The sequence below is a fragment of the Psychrobacter sp. AntiMn-1 genome, assembly GCF_001854065.1.
GTDB classification, from domain to species: Bacteria; Pseudomonadota; Gammaproteobacteria; order Pseudomonadales; family Moraxellaceae; genus Psychrobacter; species Psychrobacter pacificensis.
Genome location: NZ_CP012969.1, coordinates 1243785 through 1268766 on the forward strand (window position 1 = coordinate 1243785; position 24982 = coordinate 1268766).

Annotated in this window: 21 protein-coding genes; 11 read left to right on the forward strand and 10 right to left on the reverse strand. The window is 43.3% G+C overall.

Features of this window, described 5'->3' with window-relative positions:
• Positions 1-8 precede the first annotated feature (8 nt).
• From AOT82_RS05210 to AOT82_RS05235, 7 genes are all read left to right on the forward strand, one after another.
• Entirely contained in the window at positions 9-335 is a 327-nt protein-coding gene (locus AOT82_RS05210; protein WP_058023776.1) for a DUF779 domain-containing protein, read from the forward strand.
• A 688-nt stretch (positions 336-1023) separates the two neighbouring features.
• Positions 1024-2595, forward strand: a complete 1572-nt coding sequence (locus AOT82_RS05215; RefSeq protein WP_237182790.1) for an ABC transporter substrate-binding protein — start codon at positions 1024-1026, stop codon at positions 2593-2595.
• Positions 2596-2837: 242 nt separating this feature from the next.
• Positions 2838-3854 carry an ABC transporter permease gene (locus AOT82_RS05220; protein ID WP_058023778.1) on the forward strand — a complete coding sequence of 339 codons (1017 nt, stop codon included), beginning with the start codon at positions 2838-2840 and terminating at the stop codon, positions 3852-3854.
• A gap of 151 nt (positions 3855-4005) precedes the next feature.
• Positions 4006-4920, forward strand: coding sequence for an ABC transporter permease (locus tag AOT82_RS05225; protein WP_058023779.1), 915 nt, complete (start codon positions 4006-4008; stop codon positions 4918-4920).
• Between the two features lies 1 nt (position 4921).
• A complete protein-coding gene (locus AOT82_RS05230) occupies positions 4922-5791 on the forward strand; it encodes an ABC transporter ATP-binding protein (RefSeq protein ID WP_237182791.1) in 870 nt (289 codons plus the stop codon).
• Entirely contained in the window at positions 5701-5994 is a 294-nt protein-coding gene (locus AOT82_RS14210; RefSeq protein ID WP_237182792.1) for an oligopeptide/dipeptide ABC transporter ATP-binding protein, read from the forward strand. The genes AOT82_RS05230 and AOT82_RS14210 overlap by 91 nt, the downstream gene beginning before the upstream one ends.
• A complete protein-coding gene (locus AOT82_RS05235; RefSeq protein WP_071002104.1) occupies positions 5991-6962 on the forward strand; it encodes a peptide ABC transporter ATP-binding protein in 972 nt (323 codons plus the stop codon). The genes AOT82_RS14210 and AOT82_RS05235 overlap by 4 nt, the downstream gene beginning before the upstream one ends.
• 12 nt (positions 6963-6974) lie before the next feature.
• Here AOT82_RS05235 and AOT82_RS05240 read toward each other — a convergent pair whose 3' ends face one another.
• The 5 genes from AOT82_RS05240 to serS all read right to left on the reverse strand — a co-directional run bounded on the left by AOT82_RS05240 (position 6975) and on the right by serS (position 14263).
• Positions 6975-7970: an NERD domain-containing protein gene (locus AOT82_RS05240; RefSeq protein WP_071002105.1), complete on the reverse strand. Its 996-nt coding sequence runs from the start codon at positions 7968-7970 to the stop codon at positions 6975-6977.
• Between the two features lie 40 nt (positions 7971-8010).
• Positions 8011-9528, reverse strand: coding sequence for a hypothetical protein (locus AOT82_RS05245; protein ID WP_071002106.1), 1518 nt, complete (start codon positions 9526-9528; stop codon positions 8011-8013).
• Between the two features lie 64 nt (positions 9529-9592).
• Complete coding sequence (locus AOT82_RS05250; protein ID WP_071002107.1) at positions 9593-10600, reverse strand: hypothetical protein; 1008 nt, start codon at positions 10598-10600, stop codon at positions 9593-9595.
• A gap of 83 nt (positions 10601-10683) precedes the next feature.
• Entirely contained in the window at positions 10684-12681 is a 1998-nt protein-coding gene (tkt, locus tag AOT82_RS05255) for a transketolase (protein WP_071002108.1), read from the reverse strand.
• 295 nt (positions 12682-12976) lie between these two features.
• Complete coding sequence (gene serS, locus AOT82_RS05260; protein WP_071002109.1) at positions 12977-14263, reverse strand: serine--tRNA ligase; 1287 nt, start codon at positions 14261-14263, stop codon at positions 12977-12979.
• Between the two features lie 486 nt (positions 14264-14749).
• Here serS and AOT82_RS05265 point away from each other — a divergent pair, with 486 nt between their 5' ends.
• Together AOT82_RS05265 and AOT82_RS05270 are read left to right on the forward strand one after the other, a co-directional pair.
• Entirely contained in the window at positions 14750-15409 is a 660-nt protein-coding gene (locus AOT82_RS05265; protein ID WP_071002110.1) for a YcxB family protein, read from the forward strand.
• Positions 15410-15665: 256 nt separating this feature from the next.
• Complete coding sequence (locus tag AOT82_RS05270; protein ID WP_071002111.1) at positions 15666-16151, forward strand: Dps family protein; 486 nt, start codon at positions 15666-15668, stop codon at positions 16149-16151.
• Positions 16152-16270: 119 nt separating this feature from the next.
• Here AOT82_RS05270 and AOT82_RS05275 read toward each other — a convergent pair whose 3' ends face one another.
• The 3 genes from AOT82_RS05275 to AOT82_RS05285 all read right to left on the reverse strand — a co-directional run bounded on the left by AOT82_RS05275 (position 16271) and on the right by AOT82_RS05285 (position 19302).
• Positions 16271-16972: a DUF2057 family protein gene (locus tag AOT82_RS05275; RefSeq protein ID WP_071002112.1), complete on the reverse strand. Its 702-nt coding sequence runs from the start codon at positions 16970-16972 to the stop codon at positions 16271-16273.
• A gap of 103 nt (positions 16973-17075) precedes the next feature.
• Complete coding sequence (gene hda, locus AOT82_RS05280) at positions 17076-17879, reverse strand: DnaA regulatory inactivator Hda (RefSeq protein WP_071002113.1); 804 nt, start codon at positions 17877-17879, stop codon at positions 17076-17078.
• 316 nt (positions 17880-18195) lie between these two features.
• On the reverse strand, positions 18196-19302 hold the full coding sequence (locus AOT82_RS05285) for an AI-2E family transporter (RefSeq protein WP_071002114.1): 1107 nt from the start codon (positions 19300-19302) through the stop codon (positions 18196-18198).
• Between the two features lie 323 nt (positions 19303-19625).
• On the opposite strand from AOT82_RS05285, the gene purM reads away from it, so the two are divergent.
• Positions 19626-20675: a phosphoribosylformylglycinamidine cyclo-ligase gene (gene purM, locus AOT82_RS05290; protein ID WP_071002115.1), complete on the forward strand. Its 1050-nt coding sequence runs from the start codon at positions 19626-19628 to the stop codon at positions 20673-20675.
• Complete coding sequence (gene purN, locus AOT82_RS05295) at positions 20675-21358, forward strand: phosphoribosylglycinamide formyltransferase (RefSeq protein WP_071002116.1); 684 nt, start codon at positions 20675-20677, stop codon at positions 21356-21358. The genes purM and purN overlap by 1 nt, the downstream gene beginning before the upstream one ends.
• A 270-nt stretch (positions 21359-21628) precedes the next feature.
• Here purN and AOT82_RS05300 read toward each other — a convergent pair whose 3' ends face one another.
• Both AOT82_RS05300 and AOT82_RS05305 read right to left on the reverse strand, forming a co-directional pair.
• Entirely contained in the window at positions 21629-23008 is a 1380-nt protein-coding gene (locus tag AOT82_RS05300) for an NAD-dependent succinate-semialdehyde dehydrogenase (RefSeq protein WP_071002117.1), read from the reverse strand.
• A 366-nt stretch (positions 23009-23374) separates the two neighbouring features.
• Positions 23375-24364, reverse strand: coding sequence for a LysR family transcriptional regulator (locus AOT82_RS05305; RefSeq protein ID WP_071002118.1), 990 nt, complete (start codon positions 24362-24364; stop codon positions 23375-23377).
• Positions 24365-24982: the final 618 nt, after the last annotated feature.

A 24982-nucleotide genomic window follows, 5' to 3' on the forward strand; every position in this document is an offset into this window, starting at 1 on the left:
AGTACGATATGAAACTGGCAGCAACAGAGTCGTGTAAAGCGTTGATTGAGCTACTAAAGTCCAAGCATGGAAAGCTGATGTTTCATCAGTCAGGTGGCTGCTGTGATGGTAGCTCGCCGATGTGCTATCCATTAGGAGAGTTTAAAGTAGGCGGTCAGGATGTGCTGGTTGGTGAGCTTGTTGGCTGTCCATTTTATATGGGACGCGCACAATACAATCTATGGCAGCATACCGATTTGACCATTGATGTCGTCAATGGTCGCGGTGCGAGTTTTTCGTTAGAAATCCCTGAAGGCAAACGCTTTATCGTACGCTCAGAAATCTGTACGATATAAGCACGTTTGACGCAAAACTAGGTAGCATTAATCTTAAATAATGTACCCCATATGACAGTCTTAACTTGTCCTATGATATTGGGGAAAAACTGGCTGATTTAATAAAAACAAATCATAGCAGCACCTAATAACCACAGCATCTAATAGCTACCGCACCAAATAGTCAGTAGCTGCTCAATAATCCACTGATTTTCACAAATCATTGTCATTTATACGTTTGTCTATCATCACAACAATAAAAATATTTGTATCCGAAAAGTAACTAATTTATTAATATACATGTACGTTAATAACTTTTTATTATGAATTTTACTGTCGAAATTCGTAAAAGTTACCTTTTTTGGTTGTATTAGCTCTCTAAAATAATAGAAATCGTCTTTTTTATTAAATTATTTCAAAGATTTCTTGCATTATCGGTATTTATGAGAGTATATTCAAACGACTTATTTATAACGATATGTTCTACATTATATAAATTAAATCTTTCTCAACTTTATATATGTATCTTTTTGTAAATAATATATCTTCAAAATAAATATACCAAAAGCAGTTGAAAGTTTGCTAATTCCTCAGACAGGCATAGCAATTTATAAGCAACTACCTATCATTACATGGGACGTAATAATGCAAAAATCATTCTTTAAACTGACGCTGTTGACCACGCTTATCTTGGGTATGAGTGCTTGTAGTGGCGACAACCACTGACGAGTCTGCTGCCAGCTCAGATGCAAAAGCCGCTAAAACCCTACTTTATTGTTCAGAAGGCAGCCCAGCTGGTTTCGATCCCGCACAGTACACCGCCGGCACCGATTTTGATGCGAGTGCTTATCCTATCTATAACGGTTTGGTACAGTTTAAAAGAGATGGGACTGAAATTCAGCCAGGACTCGCTGAAAGCTGGGATATTAGCGAAGATGGTAAGACTTACACCTTTAATCTACGTAAAGGCGTCAAGTTCGGTAAAACCGATTATTTCACACCAAGTCGCGATTTCAACGCAGACGATCTGATTTTTACATTAAAACGTCTCACCAACCCAGACTTTGAATTTAACAAAGCTTACCCTGCAGAATTCCCCTATTCAGTTGGCATGGGATTACCTGATATCATCTCAAATATCGAAAAGGTCGACGACTATACTGTCAAAGTCACGCTTAACGAAGTCAATGCCCCATTTTTACAAAACCTAGCGATGCCATTTGCTTATATCAACTCTGCTGAATATGCAGATCAGTTGATGGCCTCTGGTAATGAGCCTGATATCAATAACAAACCTGTTGGTACTGGGCCTTTCGTCTTTACGTCCTATCAAAAAGACGCGCAAATCCGTTATACCAAAAACCCAGACTATTGGGACAAAGACAACATCTACATCAACAACCTTGTGTTTGTTATTACTAAAGATTCAGCCGTTCGTGCGCAAAAAGTTCAAGCGGGTGAATGTCATGTATCGGCATATCCAAAGCCTGCCGAAATTGAATCGGTCAAAAAATCTGGTAAAGCCACCGTTCTTGATCAACCAGGTTTTAACGTCGGTTATGTGGGCTACAACGTTGAAAAGCCGAAGCTAAGTGATCTTAAAGTACGTCAAGCATTGGATATGGCGATCAATAAAGACGCGATCATCAATGCTGTCTATCAAAGCGAAGGTCTCAAGGCAACCAACCCAATGCCGCCTACGCAGTGGGGCTACGACGACTCTTTAAAAGATGCACCTTATGATGTTGAAAAAGCAAAAGCGCTGATTAAAGAAGCTGGCGCGGACAATATGAACATCGACTTATGGTACATGCCTGTTCAACGTCCATATAACCCTAATGCCAAACTCATGGCTGAAATGCTCCAAGCAGATTGGGCGAAGATTGGCGTCAATGCCAAACTGGTTACTTATGAGTGGGGCGAATACCTAAAACGCGCGGCGAAAGGCGAGCCTGATGTGATCTTGGCAGGTTGGACGGGTGATAATGGTGATCCGGATAACTGGTTGGGCTCATTACTGTCTTGTGACGCGGTCGGTGGTAATAACTACTCACGTTGGTGTAATAAAGACTTTGATAATTTAGTCATGAAAGGACGTCAGGTCACCAATCAAGATGAGCGTGTGGATGACTATGTACAAGCTCAGCAGATCTTCAAAGAGCAGCTTCCTTGGACGACTATGGCGCATTCGGTAGTCACCGTATTCACTGCACCAAACGTTGTGGATTTCAAAATCAGTCCACTTGGTGCTGTACGCTTCGATGGCGTGAACGTTGAATAACCTTAGCTAATTACGTCCGGTACGACATGCACTATTATTTGATTTGTATTCGGCTGGCTCAGAATCTCTGTTCCAGCCGTATTTATATGGGTTGATTGCTTTTTGACTCACATACTTTTCATTTGAGCACCTTTCACTTGAGTACTTTTGATTTAAGTGCTTGGTCATTTAAGGTCATGGTCACGGACGACCTCATTCATTGCTACTACTCCACTCATTGAATCACAACTATTGAGCAGCCCATGCTACTTTATATTCTGCGCCGTATCGCCATTCTTATTCCTGTCTATCTTGGCCTCACGCTATCGACTTTTACTCTGATCCGTCTCGTACCAGGCGATGCAGTCGAGATCATGATGGGTGAGCGTATGGTGGATCCAGAGCTACATGCTCGCGCCCTAGAAAGACTGGGATTAGACAAACCCCTTATCGTTCAATACTGGGATTACTTGACGGGTATATTGACGGGTGACTTTGGTCAATCCTTTCGTACTCGCTCTCCTGTGTTACAAGACTTTTTTGCGCACTTCGTTCCAACGTTAGAGTTGGCGCTATGTGCGATTGTCATTGCTAGTGTGATTGGTGTGAGCTTGGGTATCTTTGCCGCGCTACGCCGTGGTACTTGGATTGACTATACTCTGATGTCAGGGGCGCTGGCAGGATACTCGATGCCGATCTACTTACTAGGCCCTATTCTGACAGGTATATTCGCTCACTATCTTGGCCTTTTACCCGTTGCTGGTGTGATCTCTGTCGCACAGTTCTTGGATGTCCATCCCTTGTACGGCTCATGGTTGCTTGGCTCTCTCACATCAGGGGAACCAGGCGCTTTTTGGAATGTGGTCAAACACTTTATCTTGCCATCGATTGCCTTATCGACCATTCCACTCGCGATGATCGCGCGGATGACACGCTCTGCGATGTTGGAAGTGTTGGATGAAGACTATGTGCGTACGGCTCGCGCCAAGGGCTTATCGCCACGCCGCGTGATCATGGTACACGTGATGCGTAACGCGCTAATCACTGTCGTCACTGTGGTTGGCTTACAAATGGCAACCTTGCTTGCAGGCGCGATTATTACCGAGACTATCTTTAGCTGGCCGGGTGTTGGTAATTGGCTTCTCGATGGCTTTTTCACTCGTGATTACCCCATTGTGCAAAACGGCATTTTGTTGGTCGCCACTGCCTTGATTTTGGTCAGTTTATTTATTGATATTTTGTATGGTCTGATCAATCCGCGTATTCGACATACCTCTTAATGTTGCAATGTCACACAATGTCACATTGATAAATACTTATATTATAAATAGTGATGATTGGCGCTGAAGTGATGTTTTAGCAATGCTTAGTACTTTTTTAGGAACAAAATTCTAAAAAATGTCACTGCGCTAGCCACTATAGGAACTGCTCATGAAGCCTTCTGTTCTCCCCTCTGATGTCAATCTGATGGCTGCCACACCGCCATCGTCTTGGCAGCTATTTTTATCGACCTTTTGCCGAAACAAGGGCGCGGTGTTGGGTTTTATTATTCTCATGCTAATGGTTATTGTTGCCATACTCGCGCCCGCAATTGCCCCCCATGACCCTTACGAGTTGTTTACGGGTCAAGAGCAGCTGCCGCCAGCCTTTTTAAGTGGTGGTGATGCGATGTTTTGGCTAGGCACGGATGATGCTGGACGAGATACCTTGTCTCGGGTGATGTATGGCGCGCGTTACTCTCTGTTTATCGGTCTGAGCGCGACGACCCTTGCGATGTTGGTCGGCATCTCTTTAGGACTTAGTGCTGCCTTTTGGCCCAAAGTTTGGGGCAAAGCGGTCATGCTGGTCAATGATATTTTGATGTCATACCCAAGCTTACTACTAGCGATCATCATTGCCGCTATCTTAGGGCCCTCTATGACCAATACGATTATTACGATTGCACTGGTCTGTACGCCGCCTTTTATTCGTCTGACTCGCGCCACCGCGATGGTGGAGTTGCAACGTGAGTACTTTATCGCTTCGCAGGTGATGGGTGCTGGTGTGCTGCGTTTATTATTTATCACGATTCTACCCAACTGCATGGCACCGCTCATCGTACAAGCAACGATGATTTTTTCCTCTGCTATTTTAGAAGCGGGTGCGATTGGTTTCTTAGGCTTTGGGGTACAGCCACCTGATGCTGAATGGGGCGCGATGCTCGGTACGGCTCGTCAATACATTCAAAGTAACGTTTGGCTCGCTATTTGGCCAGGTGTCGCTATCTTCTTGGCTGCATTGTCGATTAACTTGACGGGTGATGGCCTGCGTGACGCGCTCGATCCCAAATTAAAGCAGGTGACCTAAGATGACTGATACTTTAATTAAAACGCCTACCGCTCATACTTCTATGAATGGTGCATCAACAACAGACGCGCCGCTGTTATTGGACATCGAAAATCTGTCGGTCACTTTTGGTCAAGGAAAGCGTGCCTTTCGTGCTGTCGATGATGTGTCTTTAAAAATCACACAAGGTGAAGTCATCGCTGTCGTTGGTGAATCCGGCTCAGGTAAGTCAGTCACGATGATGGCGCTAATGGGGCTACTGCCGCCGTCTGCCACCGTCCGCGCAAAGCGTGTGATGTTTGATAATAAAGATATGATCAGTATGCCTGCCAAAGAAAAACGCGGCATCATTGGCAAAGACATCTCCATGATCTTTCAAAACGCGATGTCTTGCCTCAATCCAAGCTTTACCGTTGAGATGCAGTTAGGTGAAGTACTGCGCAAGCATTTAGGCTTGCGCGGTTCGGCAGTACAGGCACGCATATTAGAGCTGTTAGAGTTGGTCGAAATGCCTGACGCCAAAAACCGACTCAAAGTGTATCCACATCAACTCTCAGGCGGTATGAGCCAGCGCGTTATGATTGCGATGGCGCTTGCGTGTGAACCAAAACTGCTCATCGCCGATGAACCGACCACCGCACTTGATGTCACCGTACAAGCGCAGATTATGGACTTGCTCGGTCGATTGCAACGCGAAAAACAAATGGCGATGGTTTTGATTACCCATGATTTGGGCCTTGTTGCACAAAACTCGCGTGATGTCGCGGTCATGTATGCTGGACAAGTGGTTGAAACAGTACCGTGCCAGAGGTTTTCCAACATCCTGCACACCCTTATACAGAGGCCCTTTTACAAGCCATTCCTGAGCTGGCTATCGGACAAGAACGATTAAATAGCTTGCCTGGGGTCGTACCAAGTCAATATGATCGCCCAAGCGGGTGCTTATTATCTCCTCGCTGCCCATATAAAGAGCCTGCTTGTGACGTGCCGCCGCCTATTTTGGACACACCAAATGGCAAAGTGCGCTGCATTTATGCCGATCCTACTGCTCGCACCCCTATCTCTCACGCTGCTATTTTGGAGTCACAAGTATGAGTAATAAAGTGGTTTTAAAAGCAGACAATCTACATAAGCACTATCCGGTATCACAAGGATTGGGCAAACCAAAAGCGCACGTCAAAGCGCTGAACGGTATCTCTTTTGAGCTTGAGGCTGGCAAGACATTGGCAGTCGTTGGTGAATCTGGCTGCGGCAAATCTACCCTTGCCCGCCAGCTGACACTCATTGAGCAGCCGACGCAGGGCGAGCTTTTTATCAACGATGAAGGCACCACTGGCTATAGTAGAAAGGCGCTCAAAAACTTACGTACCGAAATTCAAATGGTCTTCCAAAACCCTTATGGTAGCTTGAATCCGCGCCATACTATCGCCTATCAATTGACAGAGCCGTTGAATATTCATACCAACCTGTCGAAAGAAGAAAAGCGTGACAAAATCAATGAGATGATGAGAAACGTGGGTCTACGTCCTGAACATGCTGGGCGTTTCCCACATATGTTTTCGGGTGGTCAGCGCCAGCGGATTGCCCTTGCCCGTGCCATGATGCTCAATCCAAAAATTGTCGTCGCTGATGAGCCGACCTCCGCGCTCGACGTATCGATTCAGGCGCAGGTCTTAAATCTGTTTATGGATTTGCAGGATGAGTATCGTACCGCTTACGTCTTTATCTCACACAACTTGTCAGTCGTACGTCATGTCGCTGATGATGTGATGGTGATGTATTTGGGTCAAGCGGTCGAGCACGGGCCCAAAGAAGCGATCTATAATGCGCCAAAACATCCGTATACCATCGCATTACTGGCGGCCGCACCAACAGTAAATGGCCAAAAGAAAGATTTGACGCTACAAGGTGAGCTACCAAGCCCGCTTAATCCGCCAAGCGGGTGCGCTCTACATAAACGCTGTCCATATGCGACCTCGCAGTGCAGCGAAATCGAGCCACAACTGCGCGAATGGGATGGTCGATTGGTGGCTTGTCTGCGCTTGGAAGAGATATACGGGTAATGTGACTAGTAGTTAATCAATATTTACTACGCCGCGGCATTTAGGAAATTGGATACAACCAAAAAAGGTCTGACTTTGATTCTGGCCTTTTTTTGCTACTCTCTTAATCATCTCGCCGTTGCATCTTGGGCAGATTGGCGCTTGATCGATATTAGCGTCATGATCTGTCGCTTTAAGTATCTCAGGTTTATTCACTTTTGGCTCAGATTCTACAATCTCAAACGGCGTCATAAACAGTTTATTGGCCATGTCATGCGACATACTGGTAGGCGGTGTGATGGTCTGCTGAGTATTCAAACTATCGATCGGTAACTCGCTAGATTCAATCTCAGTTTGACCAGACCATCGATGCACTTCTCTACTCTTTAGGATAGTTCTATCAACGGTTTCTTTTATTATAGACTCAGGTGTAGGGTTATCAGTATTCTTGCTAGCATTGCTATGCTTGTCTTTTAGATAGGCTTTGTGTTGGCGATTGGTGCGCCATGACTTGCTAAATTTATTGCTCTCGATCTGCTCGACGATAGATGTGACCTCGTCTTCGGTGAGTATTTTATCTTGCTTCTTCTTCACATAAGATACCATACCACCTGTTAACACGTGTTCGGGTAGCTCATCACGGGTTTTTAGCTCGCACTCACCGATAAAAGCAATCATCGAATGAAAGTAGCTCAGCTCCAAGTCTAATAAATCAGCGAGCGTCTTTATGTGCAAGTAGTTCTGACGCAATGGATTTTGGAATTTGAATTTACTTCCATTTTGGAAAACTTGTGTCCACTGCTTTTGCTTCTCGCTACCGTATATCCAACCTTTATAGTTTTTGGTTTCAATCACAAAGATGCCGTATACGGAGACGATAACATGATCGATTTGCGTACTACCACCATTGGCTAATGGCAAAGTGACATTGTTTAGACGGTGATAGATGTCTTTTTCAAGCTTGAGCCACATGGCGACGTTGATGACGGTTTCACCGAGGAAACCTTTAAAGCTAGATTTTAGGGACATGGTGGATTTCTCAAAGCATGGCTTATTAGGTTGACATCTACTAAACAAAAGATTTAAGCCCATATAAGATATTTATAAATATGATTACACCAATGACAATTTTCATGAAGCTTGTACTTTCTTGTTTTGCTTCTGCAAAATTCTGCTGAATTGAAGCTGTAACGAAGGCTATATCGGTTGAAGTAGGCTTATAGCTGTTGAAGGTGACTTCATTAGCTAAGCTTGGAATGTCATCAATAAGCTCAGTCACTTGTGGCCGAAGGTGCTTCTCATATCCTTTCCAAGGATTATCACTCTCATAAAGTTTTCGTACGCCATAATACATATCTTCTTCAAAATAACTGTCTTGAATCCATTGATCGTAATAAGCTGGGTCCCAAAATTTGGCAGGAAGTACAGTAACCTCAGCTGTTTCATCACTGATTAAAATAGGGAATGAGCTTTGTAAAATACCATTGGGTAAATGTAACCGCCAAACGAATATACTGGTAGACTTTAATGGTAAAGGCGTGATGCTATTAGGAATGTCAAAACCATGCATTCTAGTATGTTCGTCAGTTATGTGCTCGGCATACTTTGATATTTCTATATCATCCGTATCAGGAATGGTATTTTTAAAAGTATAAAGTTCATGTGCAATTTCTGCTAGATAAGAAACTGGTGTTCGCCCTGTTGGATCGTATAAGACTTCAGCAGGACAAGAATATGTCTGATCAAAAGACCATAGCATTTTATTTGCTTGGACGACATGAGCCCATACTACTTTGCCTGTTTTATATAGCTTAGCCAATTGATTCATTTGTTCATACAAGACGTCGTCTTTCATCCATTTTGGAGGCATCATTTGTAAGTAAGCTAAATCCGCTCGATCTAAATTAGCAAATTCAATCTCCCTGTCAAACTTCAACTCCATAGTGGATACGGGTGGCAAAGGCTGGTTGAAATCAGTATTGCTTAATATAGTAGATGGAACTAGCTCCAACACACTTTGCCAAATTGTTTGGTCTTGTAATGCCCCATCGTCACTAGCTATTATCAATGCTTGGTAAATCACTTGCTTAGGAACGAAAAAATCACACAAATCTTGGATATCACTATCAAAATCGACAAACATGTTTTCAGCCAGTGCGGCCTGATCTCCTATACAATGATCGCTTGCATCAGAGTACCAAACTGGGACTTCTCTACGAGCTCGCCCAATGACTTCACCTAAATAATAGCTCAATATCTCAATAGTCGAGCTATTGTGCAGCGGGTATTCTAAAGAAAAGATTCGATGTTCTGTAAATTCAGGCAGTCTATTTTTAACCGTTAGCAACCAATCATCAACTCGCTTAAGACTGTTTATCGAATAATCAAGATTACAGTTACGAAGCTCTCTTTCATATTTAAAGTCCTGATGTCTGGTCAAACCATCTAACTCATCAGGATTCGCCTGTTCTGACCTATCGGAGAAAAAATCATCTAACGTTAAGAGCACGTTTACCGTTTCAACAGTCGGTTGATTAGACGTAAGGAATGGCTTTTGCGAGTTAATAGAAGTCGTGCAACTTGTCATGATTTTATCATCTTAGAAAATATTGAATTTTAGTTTATGTCGTTTAATAGTTAGCTACCGATGACTACCTGTCTACTAAATGTTTCTTCTTCCATTGCACATAATTAAAGTTGTCTTTAGCAATGTCTATATGCCAATCATAAGGAAATAAGTCTGATTGTATTTCTTGTGGAATACTATTTTTATGTATAAAACACCGATTAACTAATAACTCTTTCGCAGCTGGTACCGATACTGGTATTTCATCATTATATTGCTGATAATGTTGTTTATAGCTTTCAGCACTTGAAAGATCTTCTTCTCCATCTACGTTGAATTTCCATTCTTTTTCTGTCTCGTAGTTTCTAACAAAGTCTGTTCGCCAGCGCGAATTATGTCCCCAGCCATGAGATAAGTCATGACATAATCGGTTATCTCTATGATTGGTGAAATACATATCACTTTTTTCAGCCAAGCTTTTATCTACGCATGGATGATTGTAGATAATTACTCCACCCCTCGAAAACTGTAATGCACCAAACATAATAGTCGGATACAGCTGCTCTTTGATAATTATTTGCTCATGCTCACCTACTCTTACTACGTCATCAACATAATATATTTCATGGTAAAAAGGATGATAGTAAGGTTGGTCTATAGATGACACTTGCATCCCTATCTCTGTAAAAAAAGAACGATATTCAGCTACTGTTAATTCCCCTCGATTCAATAACCACAATAGATGATCATTACAAACGCTGAGAGCAAAAAGACTCCATAGTTTAGATGTCAGCCTTTCATGGATGTCAACCTCGTTACATTCTTCTATACGCTCTTTTACGAAAGTAAAGTTTAGCTTATTATTCTTAATACTTAATTTAGTAAATACTGATTTGAGTAGACCATCTTCTGTATTCTTTATAGGCTCTTCTATGTCTGTAGATATTACTTTAGTTAAATTAGCATCATAATTTTTTAAAGCCTCGCAGTCTTTTAGTATGCGTCTAATATCCTCAATATGTGCAGCTAAGACTTCTTGATAGACATCTTTCCCTTCATAATTTGCTAAGTCGAGATATAGAGCTACACTCATAATTTTACCCAAAAAAAAAGATAGACTGAACGCATTCAGTCTATCTTATATGTGCTGTCTTACAAACGGTTTTTAGTTCAAAATTACACCAAACTATTTACCGCATCAACCACCGCGTCAGTTGTAATACCAAACTCTTTATACAAATCACTGGCAGGTGCAGATTCGCCGTAAGTGGTCATACCAATGACTTTGCCATCTAGACCAACGAACTTATACCAGTAGTCCACATGCGCGGCTTCCACTGCGACGCGAGCACGGATATTGGCAGGCAATACCGCTTCGCGATAGCTCGCCTCTTGCTCAACGAAAATCTCAGCACATGGCATAGACACCACACGGACGCCAACACCATTTTCGCTAAGCGTCTTGTGCGCTTCCATCGCTAGGCCAACTTCTGAACCGGTGGCGATAATGATGGCTTGTAGCTCGCCTTGTTCTTTTGCCAGTACATAACCACCTTTGGTGATGTTCGCGACTTGCTCGCTATCACGTGCTTGATGTGGCAAGCTTTGACGGCTAAAGATCAATGCGGATGGGTTGCTTTCTGATTTGATTGCTTCTACCCAAGCGCTTGCAGATTCAGTCGCATCACAAGGACGCCATGTACGTAGGTTTGGCGTGGTACGTAGGCTCGTCAATTGCTCAACTGGCTGATGCGTTGGGCCGTCTTCACCCAGACCGATAGAGTCATGCGTATAGACGTGGATGACGCGCTGCTTCATCAGTGCGCCCATGCGTACCGCGTTACGTGCGTATTCCATAAACATCAGGAACGTCGCTACGTAAGGGATAAAGCCGCCATGCAATGCAATACCATTGGCAATCGCGGTCATACCGAACTCGCGCACACCATAATAGATATAGTTGCCGTCAGCGTCTTTCTCGATGCCTTTAGCGCCTTTGAATAACGTGAGGTTTGAGCCCGCTAAATCTGCTGAGCCGCCTAGTAGTTCTGGCAGTAATGGCTGCAAGCTGTTGATCGCGTTTTGGCTGGCTTTACGACTAGCAACATCACCGCCCGCTTCTTGCGTTTGCTGAATGTAGGCTCTCGCTTGGCTAGCAAAGTCAGCAGGCAACTCACCATTTAGACGACGTGATAGTTCTGCTGCAAGCTCTGGATAGGCTTTTTTGTACGCTTCAAATTCAGCATCCCAGTTCTTTTGCTGCACATCGCCTTTGGCTTTGGCATCCCACGCTTCATAGATTTCGTCATCTAATTCAAATGGGGCATGCTTCCAAGACAGCGCATCACGCGTCAAGGCGATTTCGTCATCACCAAGTGGCGCGCCATGACTTGCCGCAAGGCCTTGTTTGTTTGGGCTACCAGCACCGATAGTCGTTTTGCAAATAATTAGGCTTGGCTTAGCAGTTTCTGCAATTGCTTGCTCAGTTGCCTGCGTGATCGCATCAGTATCATGACCATCGACTTTGATCACTTGCCAGCCGTACGACTCAAAGCGCGCTTCGGTATCATCAGTGAACCAACCTTCAACATTACCATCGATTGAGATGCCATTGTCATCATAGAAGAATACCAATTTGCCAAGACCTAATGTGCCAGCGAGCGAGCACACTTCATGACTGATGCCTTCCATCAAGCAGCCATCGCCTAAGAACGCATAGGTATGATGATCAACGATATTATGACCGTCGCGGTTGAACTGCGCTGCGAGTGTCTTCTCTGCAATCGCAAAACCAACAGCATTGGCAATACCTTGGCCTAGAGGACCAGTCGTCGTCTCAACACCAGGGGTATAGCCATACTCAGGGTGACCTGGGGTTTTTGAATGCAGCTGACGGAAACCTTTGAGGTCATCAACGCTGACATCATAACCTGATAAATGTAGCAATGAATAAATAAGCATCGAGCCATGACCGTTTGACAGTACAAAGCGGTCACGGTTGTGCCAATTAGGATCAGCTGGATTGTGCTTCAAAAATTTGCGCCACAAAACTTCGGCAATATCAGCCATACCCATTGGCGCACCCGGATGTCCAGAGTTGGCTTTTTGAACCGCGTCAAACGACAGTACACGGATGGCATTGGCTAGTTTACGTTCGCTAATTGGAGCTGGCATAGAGTGTCCTAATATTCGAATGAGTCGTATAAAGATAAGAGGAGAGTTTACTCAGAGGATGATCCATCAAAAACGCGGCGTGCGTCCTCAGTGGATAGGCTATAAAATAAAAATGCAATATTAACATATTTGCTATGAGCCTAGCCAAAAATGCGGTGACAATACCGTTTCTATTTAGCAATGACTCACATCAGTTTTGTTAAACGATAGACAGTCATAGATTTTAATTTAAGCTATCAGTAACAAGCTACAAGTGACCTAAGTGACAAGCAGCTCATTACTTATAGTCCATTTATTAAACTGAAATAGTCTCAGCACCGCCCATAAATGGACGCAATACTTCTGGAATCGTAATGCTACCATCAGCGTTTTGATGATTTTCCATCACTGCTAGTAGCGTACGACCAACCGCCAATCCTGAACCGTTCAAAGTATGAGCTAAGCTAGTTTGCTTGCCATCTTTGACGCGCGTACCCATACGGCGCGCTTGGAAATCGCCACAGTTAGAGCAGCTAGAGATTTCGCGGTAGGTATCTTGGCTTGGTAGCCATACTTCGATGTCATAGGTTTTTTGTGCGGCAAAACCCATATCGCCCGTACATAGCTGTACCGTGCGGTATGGCAACTCAAGCTGCTGCAAGATATATTCGGCCTGCCCTGTCATTGCCTCTAGCAAGTCATCAGACTGATCGCTGGTGCCAACATTGACCATTTCGACTTTTTCAAACTGATGCTGGCGGATCAGACCACGGGTATCACGGCCATGCGAGCCCGCTTCACTACGGAAGCATGGCGTATGGGCGGTGAATTTTAGCGGTAGCTCTTTGATATCCAAACGCTCTCCGCGTACCAAGTTGGTCATTGGCACTTCTGCTGTTGGAATCAGATAAAAATCCATCTCATCGTTATTCGTGTGATTGCTTAGCTTAAACAAATCCTCTTCAAACTTAGGCAACTGACCCGTCCCTTTTAGACTATCGCTATTGACAATATAAGGCACATAGGTCTCAAGATAGCCGTATTTTATGGTATGGGTGTTGAGCATAAACTGGATCAGTGCACGATGCAGCTGCGCCAATTGGCCTTTTAGCACGTTAAAACGGCTGCCTGTCAGTTTGGTTGCGGCCTCAAAGTCGAGCATACCAAGCGTCTCACCGATATGCGTGTGATCTTGAATTTCAAAATCAAACGTACGCGGCGTGCCCCACTTACGCACTTCTACGTTATCGTCTTCTGACGTACCCACTGGTACATCTGCCGCTGGAATATTTGGAATCTGCAGCGCTGCTTGAGTCAGCCGCTCTTGCAGAGTACGTAGCTCGTCTTCAGCAGCTTTAATCTCACCGCTAACGCTTTGCATTTCAGCCAATAGCTCACTGGCATCTTCGCCTGATTTTTTTAGAGCACCGACTTGCTTAGCCCCAGCGTTACGACGCGATTGCAATTCTTCTGTTTTGACTTGTAGAGACTTACGCTCGGATTCAATCGACTGCCAAAACTCCATATCAAGCGTATAGCCACGAGTGGCCAGTCGTTGCTGTAAATCGCTTAAATCGCCGCGTAAGAGTTTTGGATCAATCATAATCGTTGCCTGTAACACTAAAAGTGAATAAGAAGTTTAAACATTATTAGTATGATTATTGGTCAGCTTATACTTATTGCAAAGCTTCATAACTCAATAACTACCTTGCCATGCTGCCATATTTTTTATCAAACTATATGGGTGCCGCTATCATACCAAGACCCAGCAGATTTGACCATGCTTTGAGCTTTTTTGAGCGCTTTTAGCGTGATTTTGGGCTACTACTTTCATTATTCATAGCCAGTCATACTTACCCGAAATGCATATCCTATATGTTCAACTTACTTTAATAAGGATCATCTACCTTTATTAAAGCCATTAATATCGCCGCTATCAGTGAACAGATCCGCTTATATGTTTCATTTAAGAGTACTTTTCGGTAAGATAAGCGCATACCTTTATTTACCTACAGCCAAGTAGTACATCATGACTTGGCTTTGGCGATGTAAACCCAAAACTTTTAACATAAGCATCTGAGAAACCTTTATGGCCCTGTATCCTTACACGCTCCAACCTGTCGCCTTAAACCTAACTGAAGCTGAATTCCTTCAAGCCCAATATGAACTGTTTGCCAGTGCCAGCCCCTCTTTTGGTCTGTCAAGCTTTAAGACCAAAGAATGGATCATTATGGCTGTGGTTGTGGTACTCGCTATTGCAGGACTGATCTTTGTAACAGGCTACTCAACCATCATTTTTTGGTTGATGCTCGTTGGTGTGGTGATTTATCTATTGGCGCGTACTTTAGGCTTTAGATGGTATGTAAAAAGAGAGTTTGAAAAACAAATTGCTGATCAAGAGATGCCAGATGAAATGCGTCAAATGAAGCTTGGTGTACAAAAACATGGTCTGGTCATGGCAATGCCAAGCAACCAGCCTGAGATGATGAAAAACTCGCAAATGCGCGGTATGCAAATGCGTGCAGGTGCGACCCAGCAAGCGGTTATTCCGTGGACTGCTATCAAGAGCTGGGACGAGACTAACGACTATATCTTTATGATGTTTGAGATGAAAGGCCAGCAAGGTAGCCAAATTCTTCCGAAACGTTTGCAAGCGCAAAAATTCCCTATCGATACGGTACGTCAACATCTACAAGAAGTGGTTCCGGTCAAAGGCTTAAATCCTGAAAACTTGCAGCCGCCAGCATAAAGGTTATCAGCTCTCTCTATCGTTTAGAAAAGCGATAGAGAGACTCAATTATAGTTTTATAAAACCAATTGTAAAAGTAAATTTATTATCTTTAACTTACTAATGATAGTTTGCTATTATTATAAGCATCAAAGGAAGAGCTAGAGCTTATATAGATATTAATAAAAGTTAAGATATTTTTATTTTTATGCTAATTAACTACTACTCGTCTTTCTTCAATTTTATATAACAACACTCACACTATAAGGACAATATTATGAGTAATACTAATAACGCTACTAACCAGATCGGTTTAGAAAAAGCTGACATGAGCGAAGTTATCGCTCAATTAAACAATCTGCTATCAACGTACCATGTGTTTTACTTAAATGTACGTGGCTATCATTGGAATGTAAAAGGTGAGCACTTCTTTACTTTGCATCCAAAGTTTGAAGAATTATACACATCGCTACAGTTACAGATTGATGAGATCGCTGAGCGTATTTTAACGCTGGGTGGTACACCACTTCACGCTTACAGCGATTTTGCACAACACACGAGCATCAGCGAAGACAAAAACGTCAAAGATGGTACATCTTGCGTTAAAGGCGTAGTAACTGGTTTACAAGCGCTCATTGCCGAGCAGCGTCAAGTATCGTCATTAGCAGCAGAAAGCGACGATCAGGGTACCGCTGATCTGGTTGATGAATACGTACAAGAGCAAGAAAAGCTGGTATGGATGTACAATGCCTTTTTGGGTTAATACTTTACTAAGCTGATCACACTTAGCTTAAATAAATCCAAATAACAGTAAAACTTAGAACCATAAAAAAGCACCCAGCTGGGTGCTTTTTTATGCTCAGCGATCTGTAACAGATTGATTTACTGTTGAATCCATTGACGCATCTTTTCACGCTCAGCAGGTGTTGCTTGTAGCCAAATCTGCATAAATGAATCTAAGGTATTGGTAGAGGTATTCACACTCGTGGTTTGCTTGATATTGGTCGTACCAACATTAGTATTGTTTGGCATTGCTGCTGGTTGATCTAATGCTGCTATCGCACGTTGGTTTTGTAATTCTGCATCGCCCGCCCCACCAAACACACCACCTAGCGCCTTACCAAGTCCTGAAAGCAGTCCACCTTGATTACCAGCCATACCCTGTTGACTTGCGATAACTGTATTGTTCTGCTGAATAGCGAGTGTTGGCTGCTTAGCATAATCTTTAGCGGCTTCGTAATCTTCTGGCTGGTTCGGCATCGTCAAACGATACGTTTGGTTATCTGCCAATTCCGCCGTCACGCTGACGTTACCTGAACGCAGGTAATCATGCTCATCACGCTGCAAGTTATATAAGCGGTCATACTTAGCAGTGATAGCGTGTTGACCTGGCTCAAGGGTAAACTTTTTAGTTAGTGGTTGAAATAGACTTTGCTGAACTTCTTGTCCATTGATGGCAGTCACTTTGATATGGTCATCAACCAATAGCGTCACAGCGGCTTGTGACATCACAGAGACTGAGGTCGCACCCACAAACAACAGTCCAATAGTCAATTTTTTTAGCAAAGAAGCATTCGATTTCATAGGTTATTCCATTAATAGTGAAAGCAGGTTGGATAAAAAGTTCGTATTCTTACTGTTATTTGTATTTTTGCTGCTAAAAGTCTTACAATTAAAAATTTTACGACTAAAAATCAAGTGGCATCGTATGTTGGTCTTGATCCGTCGTCACATTGTCTACTTGCGTCTCTTGGGCTATATCAGCCAGCTCTGCTGCAAGCGTTTGCTCATCAATGGTACGCAGCGCGTCACTGATCACCGCTTTTGATATATTACTGCGGCCAAGGTTAGAAAACATTGGCTGTATATAATTGAGCACTTCCATCATTGCACCGATACGATGTGGCCCTTCAGTCAATAAATGATTAATAATTCGATCATCAAACTGCCAGCCGCGCCGACGCAAAATGGACTGAAGCAGTGCTTGACGGTCTGCTAAATCATGACCAGTAGGCACCTTAAAAGCTGGTGCTTGTGCTAGGCGCGTTAATAAATCTCTCAATTGAAACGGTAAGTCGCCAGCCGGCTTATTGGCTGCAAATAAAAGCTGGCGCTGCCCTTCGCGGCTACGATTGATTAGATGAAACAGCGCTTCTTGCCACTGACTACTTTGCTCAAGCACTTCTAAATCATCGATAGCGATCAGATCAAAGTTTTCTAAAGAAGATAATACATGGACGTCGGTATGGATCAATTCATTGAGCGACAAGCAAATGGCTGATTTGTCCATTTCAATAAATGACTCACAAATAGCGGAGAGCAAGTGAGACTTACCCGTCGCAGGGCTACCAAACAGGTATAACTGACCAATCAGGCCGACATGTAATTGCCGCACTGCATCAATAATAGACATCCAACCAGGACCGGCAAAGTCACTAAGACTTGCATCATGCTTAATGTCCAGATTGAGACTTAGCTGTGCTTCTGCCATGGATCATCAACTCGTGTTGCGTAGTGCAATATAAAAGTGCAGTAGAAAAAGGAATAAATTGCTATTCAGTACTATCCATACTACCTGATAAAAATATGTGCAGTGGATATATAGCTTTTTTATGATGGATGAATTGCCCTAATTAGGCTAATCTTGATAAAAAATATAGCAACGGCTGATACGATCAACACTGCGACTATATATAACATATTTGCAAAATGACTGACAAGTCTTTTACCTACTAAGCCTGATCAACCATTTGCTTTTTTCTTCCCATTTGTACGCTATCCGCTCACTATATTCAATAATAAAATATTTACTTCTTCTCAAACAGTAGCAATTGCTTACGACCTTTATAAAAATCTGTCGTAAGATAATACGCATATAGGTGGCGGAACAATACATTTAAGACAGCAGAGACTGGTAGCGCAATTAACATACCCACAAAACCCAATAGACTGGCGCCTGCTAATACCGCAAAGATAACCCATAATGGTGATAAACCAATTTTATCACCTAATAGTAGCGGCTGCAGAATATAACCTTCTGCAGCTTGCCCGACCAAAAACGCCCCAACAACCAATAACAAATAGGTCCAATCCAACCCAAACTGAAACAAGCAAGCGATGATAGCGGCCACAAATCCAATGCCAAAACCCAAGTAAGGTACAAAGCTTGCAATACCCGCTACCATACCGATGATAAGTCCAAGCTCTAGACCAATAAGCTGCAGCTGTATTGCATAAATAGCACCCAGTAGCACCATCACCAACAGCTGGCCTTTAATAAACGCCATTAAAGCCTGATCGCACTCTTTGGCGATGCCAATGACTTGTTTGCAGTATGCTCCTGGTATCGCCATCTTCCACGTCTGTAAACGCTGATCCCAATTGAACAAAAAATAAAACGTTAAAATTGGCACCAACACGATCAGTCCTGCACTGTTAATAAAGTTCATACTTGAAGTCAGTACTTGGCTCATCATGGTACTGGCATCAGCAAACTTATAATTCGTTTGCATATACTCGACCAGCGTCTCAGAAAAATCCTTCGACTCTAAGACAGGCAATTGAAAACGAGTATTACTGTTGAACCACTCTCGTACCACTTGATTATACCAACTAGATATCTTAGGTAGATACTCCCAAGCGGCTTGCAGCTGATGCCACAATGTCGGTACCAACCACCAGAGCAACAGCGCCATCCCTACAGTGATGGTAGAGTACACAATAATAATTGCGATCCAACGTTTGAGATGTTTTGACAATCGCTTTACCAAAGGATTGAACAAGTAGGCCAGCATAAAAGCAAATATAAACGGCACAATGACTGGTATCATCAGGTAGAGAAGGAATAGCGCCACAACCAAAACGACGACGATAAATAAACGTCTGAAAAAAGGGTCGATTGGTTGGTTTATCATGATAAGTAATCCTATATGTGGGCTGATTTGAGATAGTGACAAAAATTGCGGTACTTGAGCCGTCAGGAGTCGTAAATCTAGTGTTTTATTATCGCAGAGTACAACAAAAAATCAGTCATTTTTTGTTTCTTAATCGCTTATTTGCCATTTAATGCAAAACTTAGCCAAATATCGGTAAGTTGCTTTGCGAGTGTGGTCAGTTTTTGGGTATAATGCGCGCACTATCTTTAAACTTTGCCTTTAAACTTTATCTCGCTGATTGTAGCGTGATTGACTCCCTTACTTTTTAATTCCAATTATCTATCCCCAACTGTGAGATGACTATGAGTGACAAGCCTTCTTTAAGCTACAAAGACGCCGGCGTTGATATCGATGCAGGCGATGCTTTGGTTCAGCGAATCAAGTCCGTTGCAAAAGCCACTACTCGTCCTGAAGTCGTGGGTGGACTTGGCGGTTTTGGTGCGTTATGCCGTATCCCAACAGGCTACACTTCTCCGTTATTGGTGTCTGGTACTGATGGTGTGGGCACCAAACTAAAATTGGCATTACAGCTCAATCGTCACGATACCATCGGTATTGATTTGGTCGCGATGTGTGTCAATGATTTGTTGGTTTGCGGTGCAGAGCCACTATTTTTCTTAGATTATTACGCAACAGGCAAGCTTGATGTTGATGTAGCTGCGACTGTGGTCACTGGTATCGGCGATGGTTGTAAACTTGCCAACTGCGCGCTTATCGGTGGTGAAACTGCTGAAATGCCAGGTATGTATCAAGACGACGATTATGACCTCGCTGGATTCTGCGTGGGCGTGGTTGAAGAAAGCGAGGTCGTGACTGGTGACAACGTTACCGAAGGCGATGTTCTGATTGCACTTGCCTCAAGTGGGGCACACTCAAACGGCTACTCACTAGTGCGTAAAGTCATCGAAGTTAGCGGTGTTGACGTGGCTACTAGCGATGAGCAACTAGATGGTCAACCTATTCAAGATGCCTTGATGGCCCCTACTCGTATCTATGTCAAAGCAATCAAGGCATTGCAGGATACCCTTGGTAGCTCAGCGCTTCATGCCATGTCACACATCACAGGTGGCGGTCTCACTGACAACTTGCCACGAGTGCTCCCTGATGACCTAGCGGCTAGCATCGATACCAGCAGCTGGCAGTTCTCAGAGTTATTCACTTGGTTACAGACCCAAGGCAATATTGAGCAAAGTGAGATGTACCGCACCTTTAACTGCGGCGTTGGTTTTGTCATCGTGGTGCCTAAAGACAAAGCTGAAGCAACGATCAAGACGTTGACTGACGCTGGTGAAAACGCTTGGCAACTTGGCGAAATGGTCAAACGTGAAGCCGATGCCGTGGTATACCGTTAATGTCAATTGATCAGACAAGCCAACCTGTCAAACCATTACGCATTGCGGTTTTGGTATCAGGAAGTGGCAGTAATCTACAAGTCCTCATAGACGCCATGCAAGCAGGTGCGCTACCGATTGAAATCGTTGGTGTCATTAGTAATCGCGACGACGCTTATGCCGTCACCCGCGCCAAAGACTCAGGCATCGAGGTCGCCGTACTCTCGCACGTAGAGAGCGGCAAGCGCATGGGCATCAAAACCTTTGAAAAGCACGCCACCGCACAGCTTGAAGCGTGGCAGCCTGACTTGGTCGTTTTGGCAGGCTTTATGCGGGTATTGAGTGCAGACTTTATTGATAACGCGCCTGCACCGATGATTAACCTGCACCCATCGCTACTTCCCGCTTATAAAGGGCTAGATACGCATACCCGTGTACTCTGCTCAGGTGAGCGTGAGCACGGCTGTAGTATCCATGTGGTCACCGCCGAGCTGGATGCAGGACAAGTGTTAAGCCAAGGGGTCTTGCTTATTCGTCATACCGACACGCCTGATAGTTTGCAAAAGCGCGTACAAGTGCTGGAGCATCAACTATTGCCGTGGACGATATTACAAATCGCTATTGGCGGCGTGTCATTAACGCCAAGTGAGCAAGCCTCTAGCATCTTGCCGGCCCTGCCCTTACGTCTATTGATTGACGCTTAGTTGTTTTAAGATATTAGAGCGTGCGCCTAATTCAAGTGTTTATGACTAAATGGGCTAAAAATGGCTAAATCTTTGGCAAACGGTGTCAAATAGCTGGTCAATATCTTGATATTACCTGCGTTATTTTCCTTGTTTGCCTATGATTTATCTCATTTTTATCACCATTTTTAAAATAGGGACACGCCCTATTTTCAACCGCACAAAAAACCCAGCTATTAAGTAGCTGGGTTTTTCTTTTTAGTCTTTAACAGTTTTACGTATTATTCTCTGTTATTTTCCAAATACGTGTACTGCTTTGATGTTGACAAACTCTTTAATACCAAAGCCGCCGTGCTCGCGACCATAGCCTGAGTTCTTCACACCACCAAATGGCAGTGCAGGATTGGCAAGACCGTAACCATTGATATAGACCATACCAGTATCGAATTGCTCACTGGCTAAGCGAATGGCTTTTTCTTCATCTTTTGAGAAGATAGCGCCGCCTAGGCCGTAACGACTGTCATTTGCAATGCGCATTGCATCGTCGTCATCTTTGGCGCGAATCAATGACGCCACTGGGCCAAACAATTCATCGTCGTAGGCAGGTTGACCTTTCTCGACATTTTCTAAGATAGTTGCTGGATAGAAACTGCCTTTACCTTCTGGTACTTTACCGCCAACAGCAATCGTTGCACCTTTTGCTACGCTTTGTTCTACTTGCTCATGCAACTGATCTCGTAAGTCTGCACGCGCCAATGGACCGATGTCTGAGCTGTCATCCATTGGGTCGCCAGATTTTGTACCTTCAAATTTTTCTACGATACGCTTGCGGAATTCATCATACACGCTATCGACCACGATGAAGCGTTTCGCTGCTACGCAAGTTTCACCGTTATTGACTAAACGGGCTTGGGTACAGGTCTCTACAGCGGTTTCTATATCGGCGTCTTCTAGTACGATAAAGGCGTCATTTGAACCGAGCTCTAGTACTGATTTTTTGATTGCTTTGGCCGCTTGTTGACCAACGATACGACCAGCAGCATCACTACCTGTGAGCGTTACGCCACGTACTTTGTCATTTTCAATCAATTTTTCTGATTGGTCATGGTCAATCAAAATTGTACGGAATAAATCATTTGGCAGTTCAGACTCGTGGAATATTTTTTCGATCAATAAGCCAGAACCTGTGACGTTTGCTGCATGCTTAAGTAGCACGCTGTTACCTGCCATCAAGTTAGCAATGGCATAGCGAAAGACTTGGTACGCTGGGAAATTCCATGGCTGCATACCATAGATAACACCGATTGGCTGATAAGTCACGATACCTTTTTTCATGCTTTCGATATCTCGCTCATCATCGGCAAGCGCAGCAACACCATTTTCAGCAGTGTAATCACAAATTGCTTTACATAGATCAACTTCTTGCTGGCTTTGCCCATAGAGCTTACCGCGCTCTTCGGTCATAAGGCGAGAAAGCTCTTCTTTATATTCCATCAGCTTGTCACCGATAGATTGAATGATACGGCCACGCTCTTCATGGCTCACCGTACGCCACTCTAAAAATGCATTATGTGACGCATCAACGATTTTGTTAACTTCGTCGTTGGTCATATAGTCATAATTTTTAATGTCTTCACCCGTTGCTGGGTTAACAGTAGTAATATCTGACATGTAGATGTCCTTATTATTTGATTTTATATATTCAGTATTATTGGCACTTTTAATTGTTTGGTATTGCGTTGATAGGATAACTCAATAAATGAATCGATAAGTCGTTTTCTATCTGTGCTTATCATAACAAGGTATTTGGCGAAGAGTTTTACAATATATTGTGAAGTGTGTTGAAGATGTTAACAGTGTAACCCTCTTATTAAGAATAGCTAAATATTGAATAAGACTACATAGCAACACTAAACAAAAAAACCAGCCTAGTGGCTGGTTTGGTTCGTTGAATATACCAAATATAGGTTAAACAATAATATTCAAAATGAGTTGATTACTTACTATAAGATACTTACTACTTTGTAAAAAGTCTCATTAAAACAAGTGATTAATGACAGGTATTTCTTGTGGTGGATTTTCTTCCTCAGCCACTACTTGCCGTGCCACATGCATGATTAATTGACGCAACCAACGGTGAGCAGGATGGTGCTGTAGCAATGGTGACCATGCCATGGTCAGCTCAAACTCAGGAATAAAAAAAGGCGGTTCTTCCATAATAATACTGTCGTTATTAGCCTGCATACGAGCCACACGGGTTGGCAATGTCGCTATCAAGTCTTTATTTGCGGCAAGCATGGCTGGCATCTGATAATGACGAGTGAAGACGCTAATTTGGCGTTTTTGGCCCAAACGTTGCAATGCCTGATCAATAGATCCTAGGCCACCTGATTTTTCTGGATTAACCCCAAATCCCACGCCCATCCCTGTTTTAGATACCCAAACATGTTGCGCTTTTAGGTAGTTTTTCAGATTAAAGCGGTTGGCATAAGGGCTTTCAGACGATAGCAGGCAACTAAACGTATCACGCCATACCAATACTTGATGAAAGCTCTGTGGTATCTCATTAAAACGATTAATCGCCAAATCAACACGTCCCTGCTCCATGTCTCGATAAGAGACATCTGAGGGTGTCAAAAAATCCAAAATGACGTTGGGTGCTTCCGAACGTAGTGCCTTCACTAGCCTCGGTACCAAAGTCGCCTCAGCATAATCTGATGTCATGATTCGAAAAACACGAGAGGTACTATAAGGACGGAATTCGGTACGCGGCTCTAGTACTTGAGTCAAATCTGCAAGTATCTCACGGATGCGTGGCTGCAACTCAAGGGCGCGCTCAGTCGGTGTCATCCCTTCAGAGGAGCGCACAAGCAATGGATCATTAAATAACTTACGCAAACGGCGCAAGATATTGCTCATGGCAGGCTGGGTGATACCAAGCTGCTCAGCTGCGCGAGTGACGTTTTTTTCTCGTAGCAACACATCTAGATGGACTAATAAATTTAAATCAACCCGCTGCAAATTCATATGTATTTCTCTTAGCTTTTAAAAGATAAGCACCACGGCATGCTTGGTGTTATCAGTACTGAAATTGTGATTTTCGATCTAGGACCGCATAATTTTGCGAATTTTTATTGGTTTTACCGCAAAAGATACTCAGCACAACTCAATTTCATCACCATAAGATACTGTTATAACTACATTATAACCTATAAAAATACTAAAGATAAGTATCATAAATTAGATAAATCTTGGTAAGGCAGTTATAGTGAGTTCCATAAAGGATTTGCGGTACAGACTACAAACCTGAGTTTTACGAACGGGTTATCGTCCAAAAAACAACCTAGTTAAATAGCATAGTAACGGTTTATCTCGACAGTGAAACACTACCAAGTGTCAGTATAATTGTAACATCTCTTGTTGCTAATTATGACAACGCTGTTTATTAAATGCTCAAACACCTTTGATAGACATGGACAAGCTGAATCAACACTATACATCAGTAATTATTTGTCAACTGCTGAGTTCAGCAATCTTCTTGTATTCATGCACAGGTTTGTTTAGGGTAAAGAAGACCTTTACGAGGTATTGATAGCACCACTACCAAATTTATTGATAACGCAAATTATTACTTTAACGCTCAAT

Excerpts from the sequence above, each read along its gene's own strand:
- AOT82_RS05210 (WP_058023776.1), top strand. The coding sequence starts at position 9 with ATGAAACTGGCAGCAACAGAGTCGTGTAAAGCGTTGATTGAGCTACTA.
- AOT82_RS05220 (WP_058023778.1), top strand. The coding sequence starts at position 2,838 with ATGCTACTTTATATTCTGCGCCGTATCGCCATTCTTATTCCTGTCTAT.
- AOT82_RS05225 (WP_058023779.1), top strand. The coding sequence starts at position 4,006 with ATGAAGCCTTCTGTTCTCCCCTCTGATGTCAATCTGATGGCTGCCACA.
- AOT82_RS05230 (WP_237182791.1), top strand. The coding sequence starts at position 4,922 with ATGACTGATACTTTAATTAAAACGCCTACCGCTCATACTTCTATGAAT.
- AOT82_RS05235 (WP_071002104.1), top strand. The coding sequence starts at position 5,991 with ATGAGTAATAAAGTGGTTTTAAAAGCAGACAATCTACATAAGCACTAT.
- AOT82_RS05240 (WP_071002105.1), bottom strand. The coding sequence starts at position 7,970 with ATGTCCCTAAAATCTAGCTTTAAAGGTTTCCTCGGTGAAACCGTCATC.
- AOT82_RS05245 (WP_071002106.1), bottom strand. The coding sequence starts at position 9,528 with ATGACAAGTTGCACGACTTCTATTAACTCGCAAAAGCCATTCCTTACG.
- AOT82_RS05250 (WP_071002107.1), bottom strand. The coding sequence starts at position 10,600 with ATGAGTGTAGCTCTATATCTCGACTTAGCAAATTATGAAGGGAAAGAT.
- tkt (WP_071002108.1), bottom strand. The coding sequence starts at position 12,681 with ATGCCAGCTCCAATTAGCGAACGTAAACTAGCCAATGCCATCCGTGTA.
- serS (WP_071002109.1), bottom strand. The coding sequence starts at position 14,263 with ATGATTGATCCAAAACTCTTACGCGGCGATTTAAGCGATTTACAGCAA.
- AOT82_RS05265 (WP_071002110.1), top strand. The coding sequence starts at position 14,750 with ATGGCCCTGTATCCTTACACGCTCCAACCTGTCGCCTTAAACCTAACT.
- AOT82_RS05270 (WP_071002111.1), top strand. The coding sequence starts at position 15,666 with ATGAGTAATACTAATAACGCTACTAACCAGATCGGTTTAGAAAAAGCT.
- AOT82_RS05275 (WP_071002112.1), bottom strand. The coding sequence starts at position 16,972 with ATGAAATCGAATGCTTCTTTGCTAAAAAAATTGACTATTGGACTGTTG.
- hda (WP_071002113.1), bottom strand. The coding sequence starts at position 17,879 with ATGGCAGAAGCACAGCTAAGTCTCAATCTGGACATTAAGCATGATGCA.
- AOT82_RS05285 (WP_071002114.1), bottom strand. The coding sequence starts at position 19,302 with ATGATAAACCAACCAATCGACCCTTTTTTCAGACGTTTATTTATCGTC.
- purM (WP_071002115.1), top strand. The coding sequence starts at position 19,626 with ATGAGTGACAAGCCTTCTTTAAGCTACAAAGACGCCGGCGTTGATATC.
- purN (WP_071002116.1), top strand. The coding sequence starts at position 20,675 with ATGTCAATTGATCAGACAAGCCAACCTGTCAAACCATTACGCATTGCG.
- AOT82_RS05300 (WP_071002117.1), bottom strand. The coding sequence starts at position 23,008 with ATGTCAGATATTACTACTGTTAACCCAGCAACGGGTGAAGACATTAAA.
- AOT82_RS05305 (WP_071002118.1), bottom strand. The coding sequence starts at position 24,364 with ATGAATTTGCAGCGGGTTGATTTAAATTTATTAGTCCATCTAGATGTG.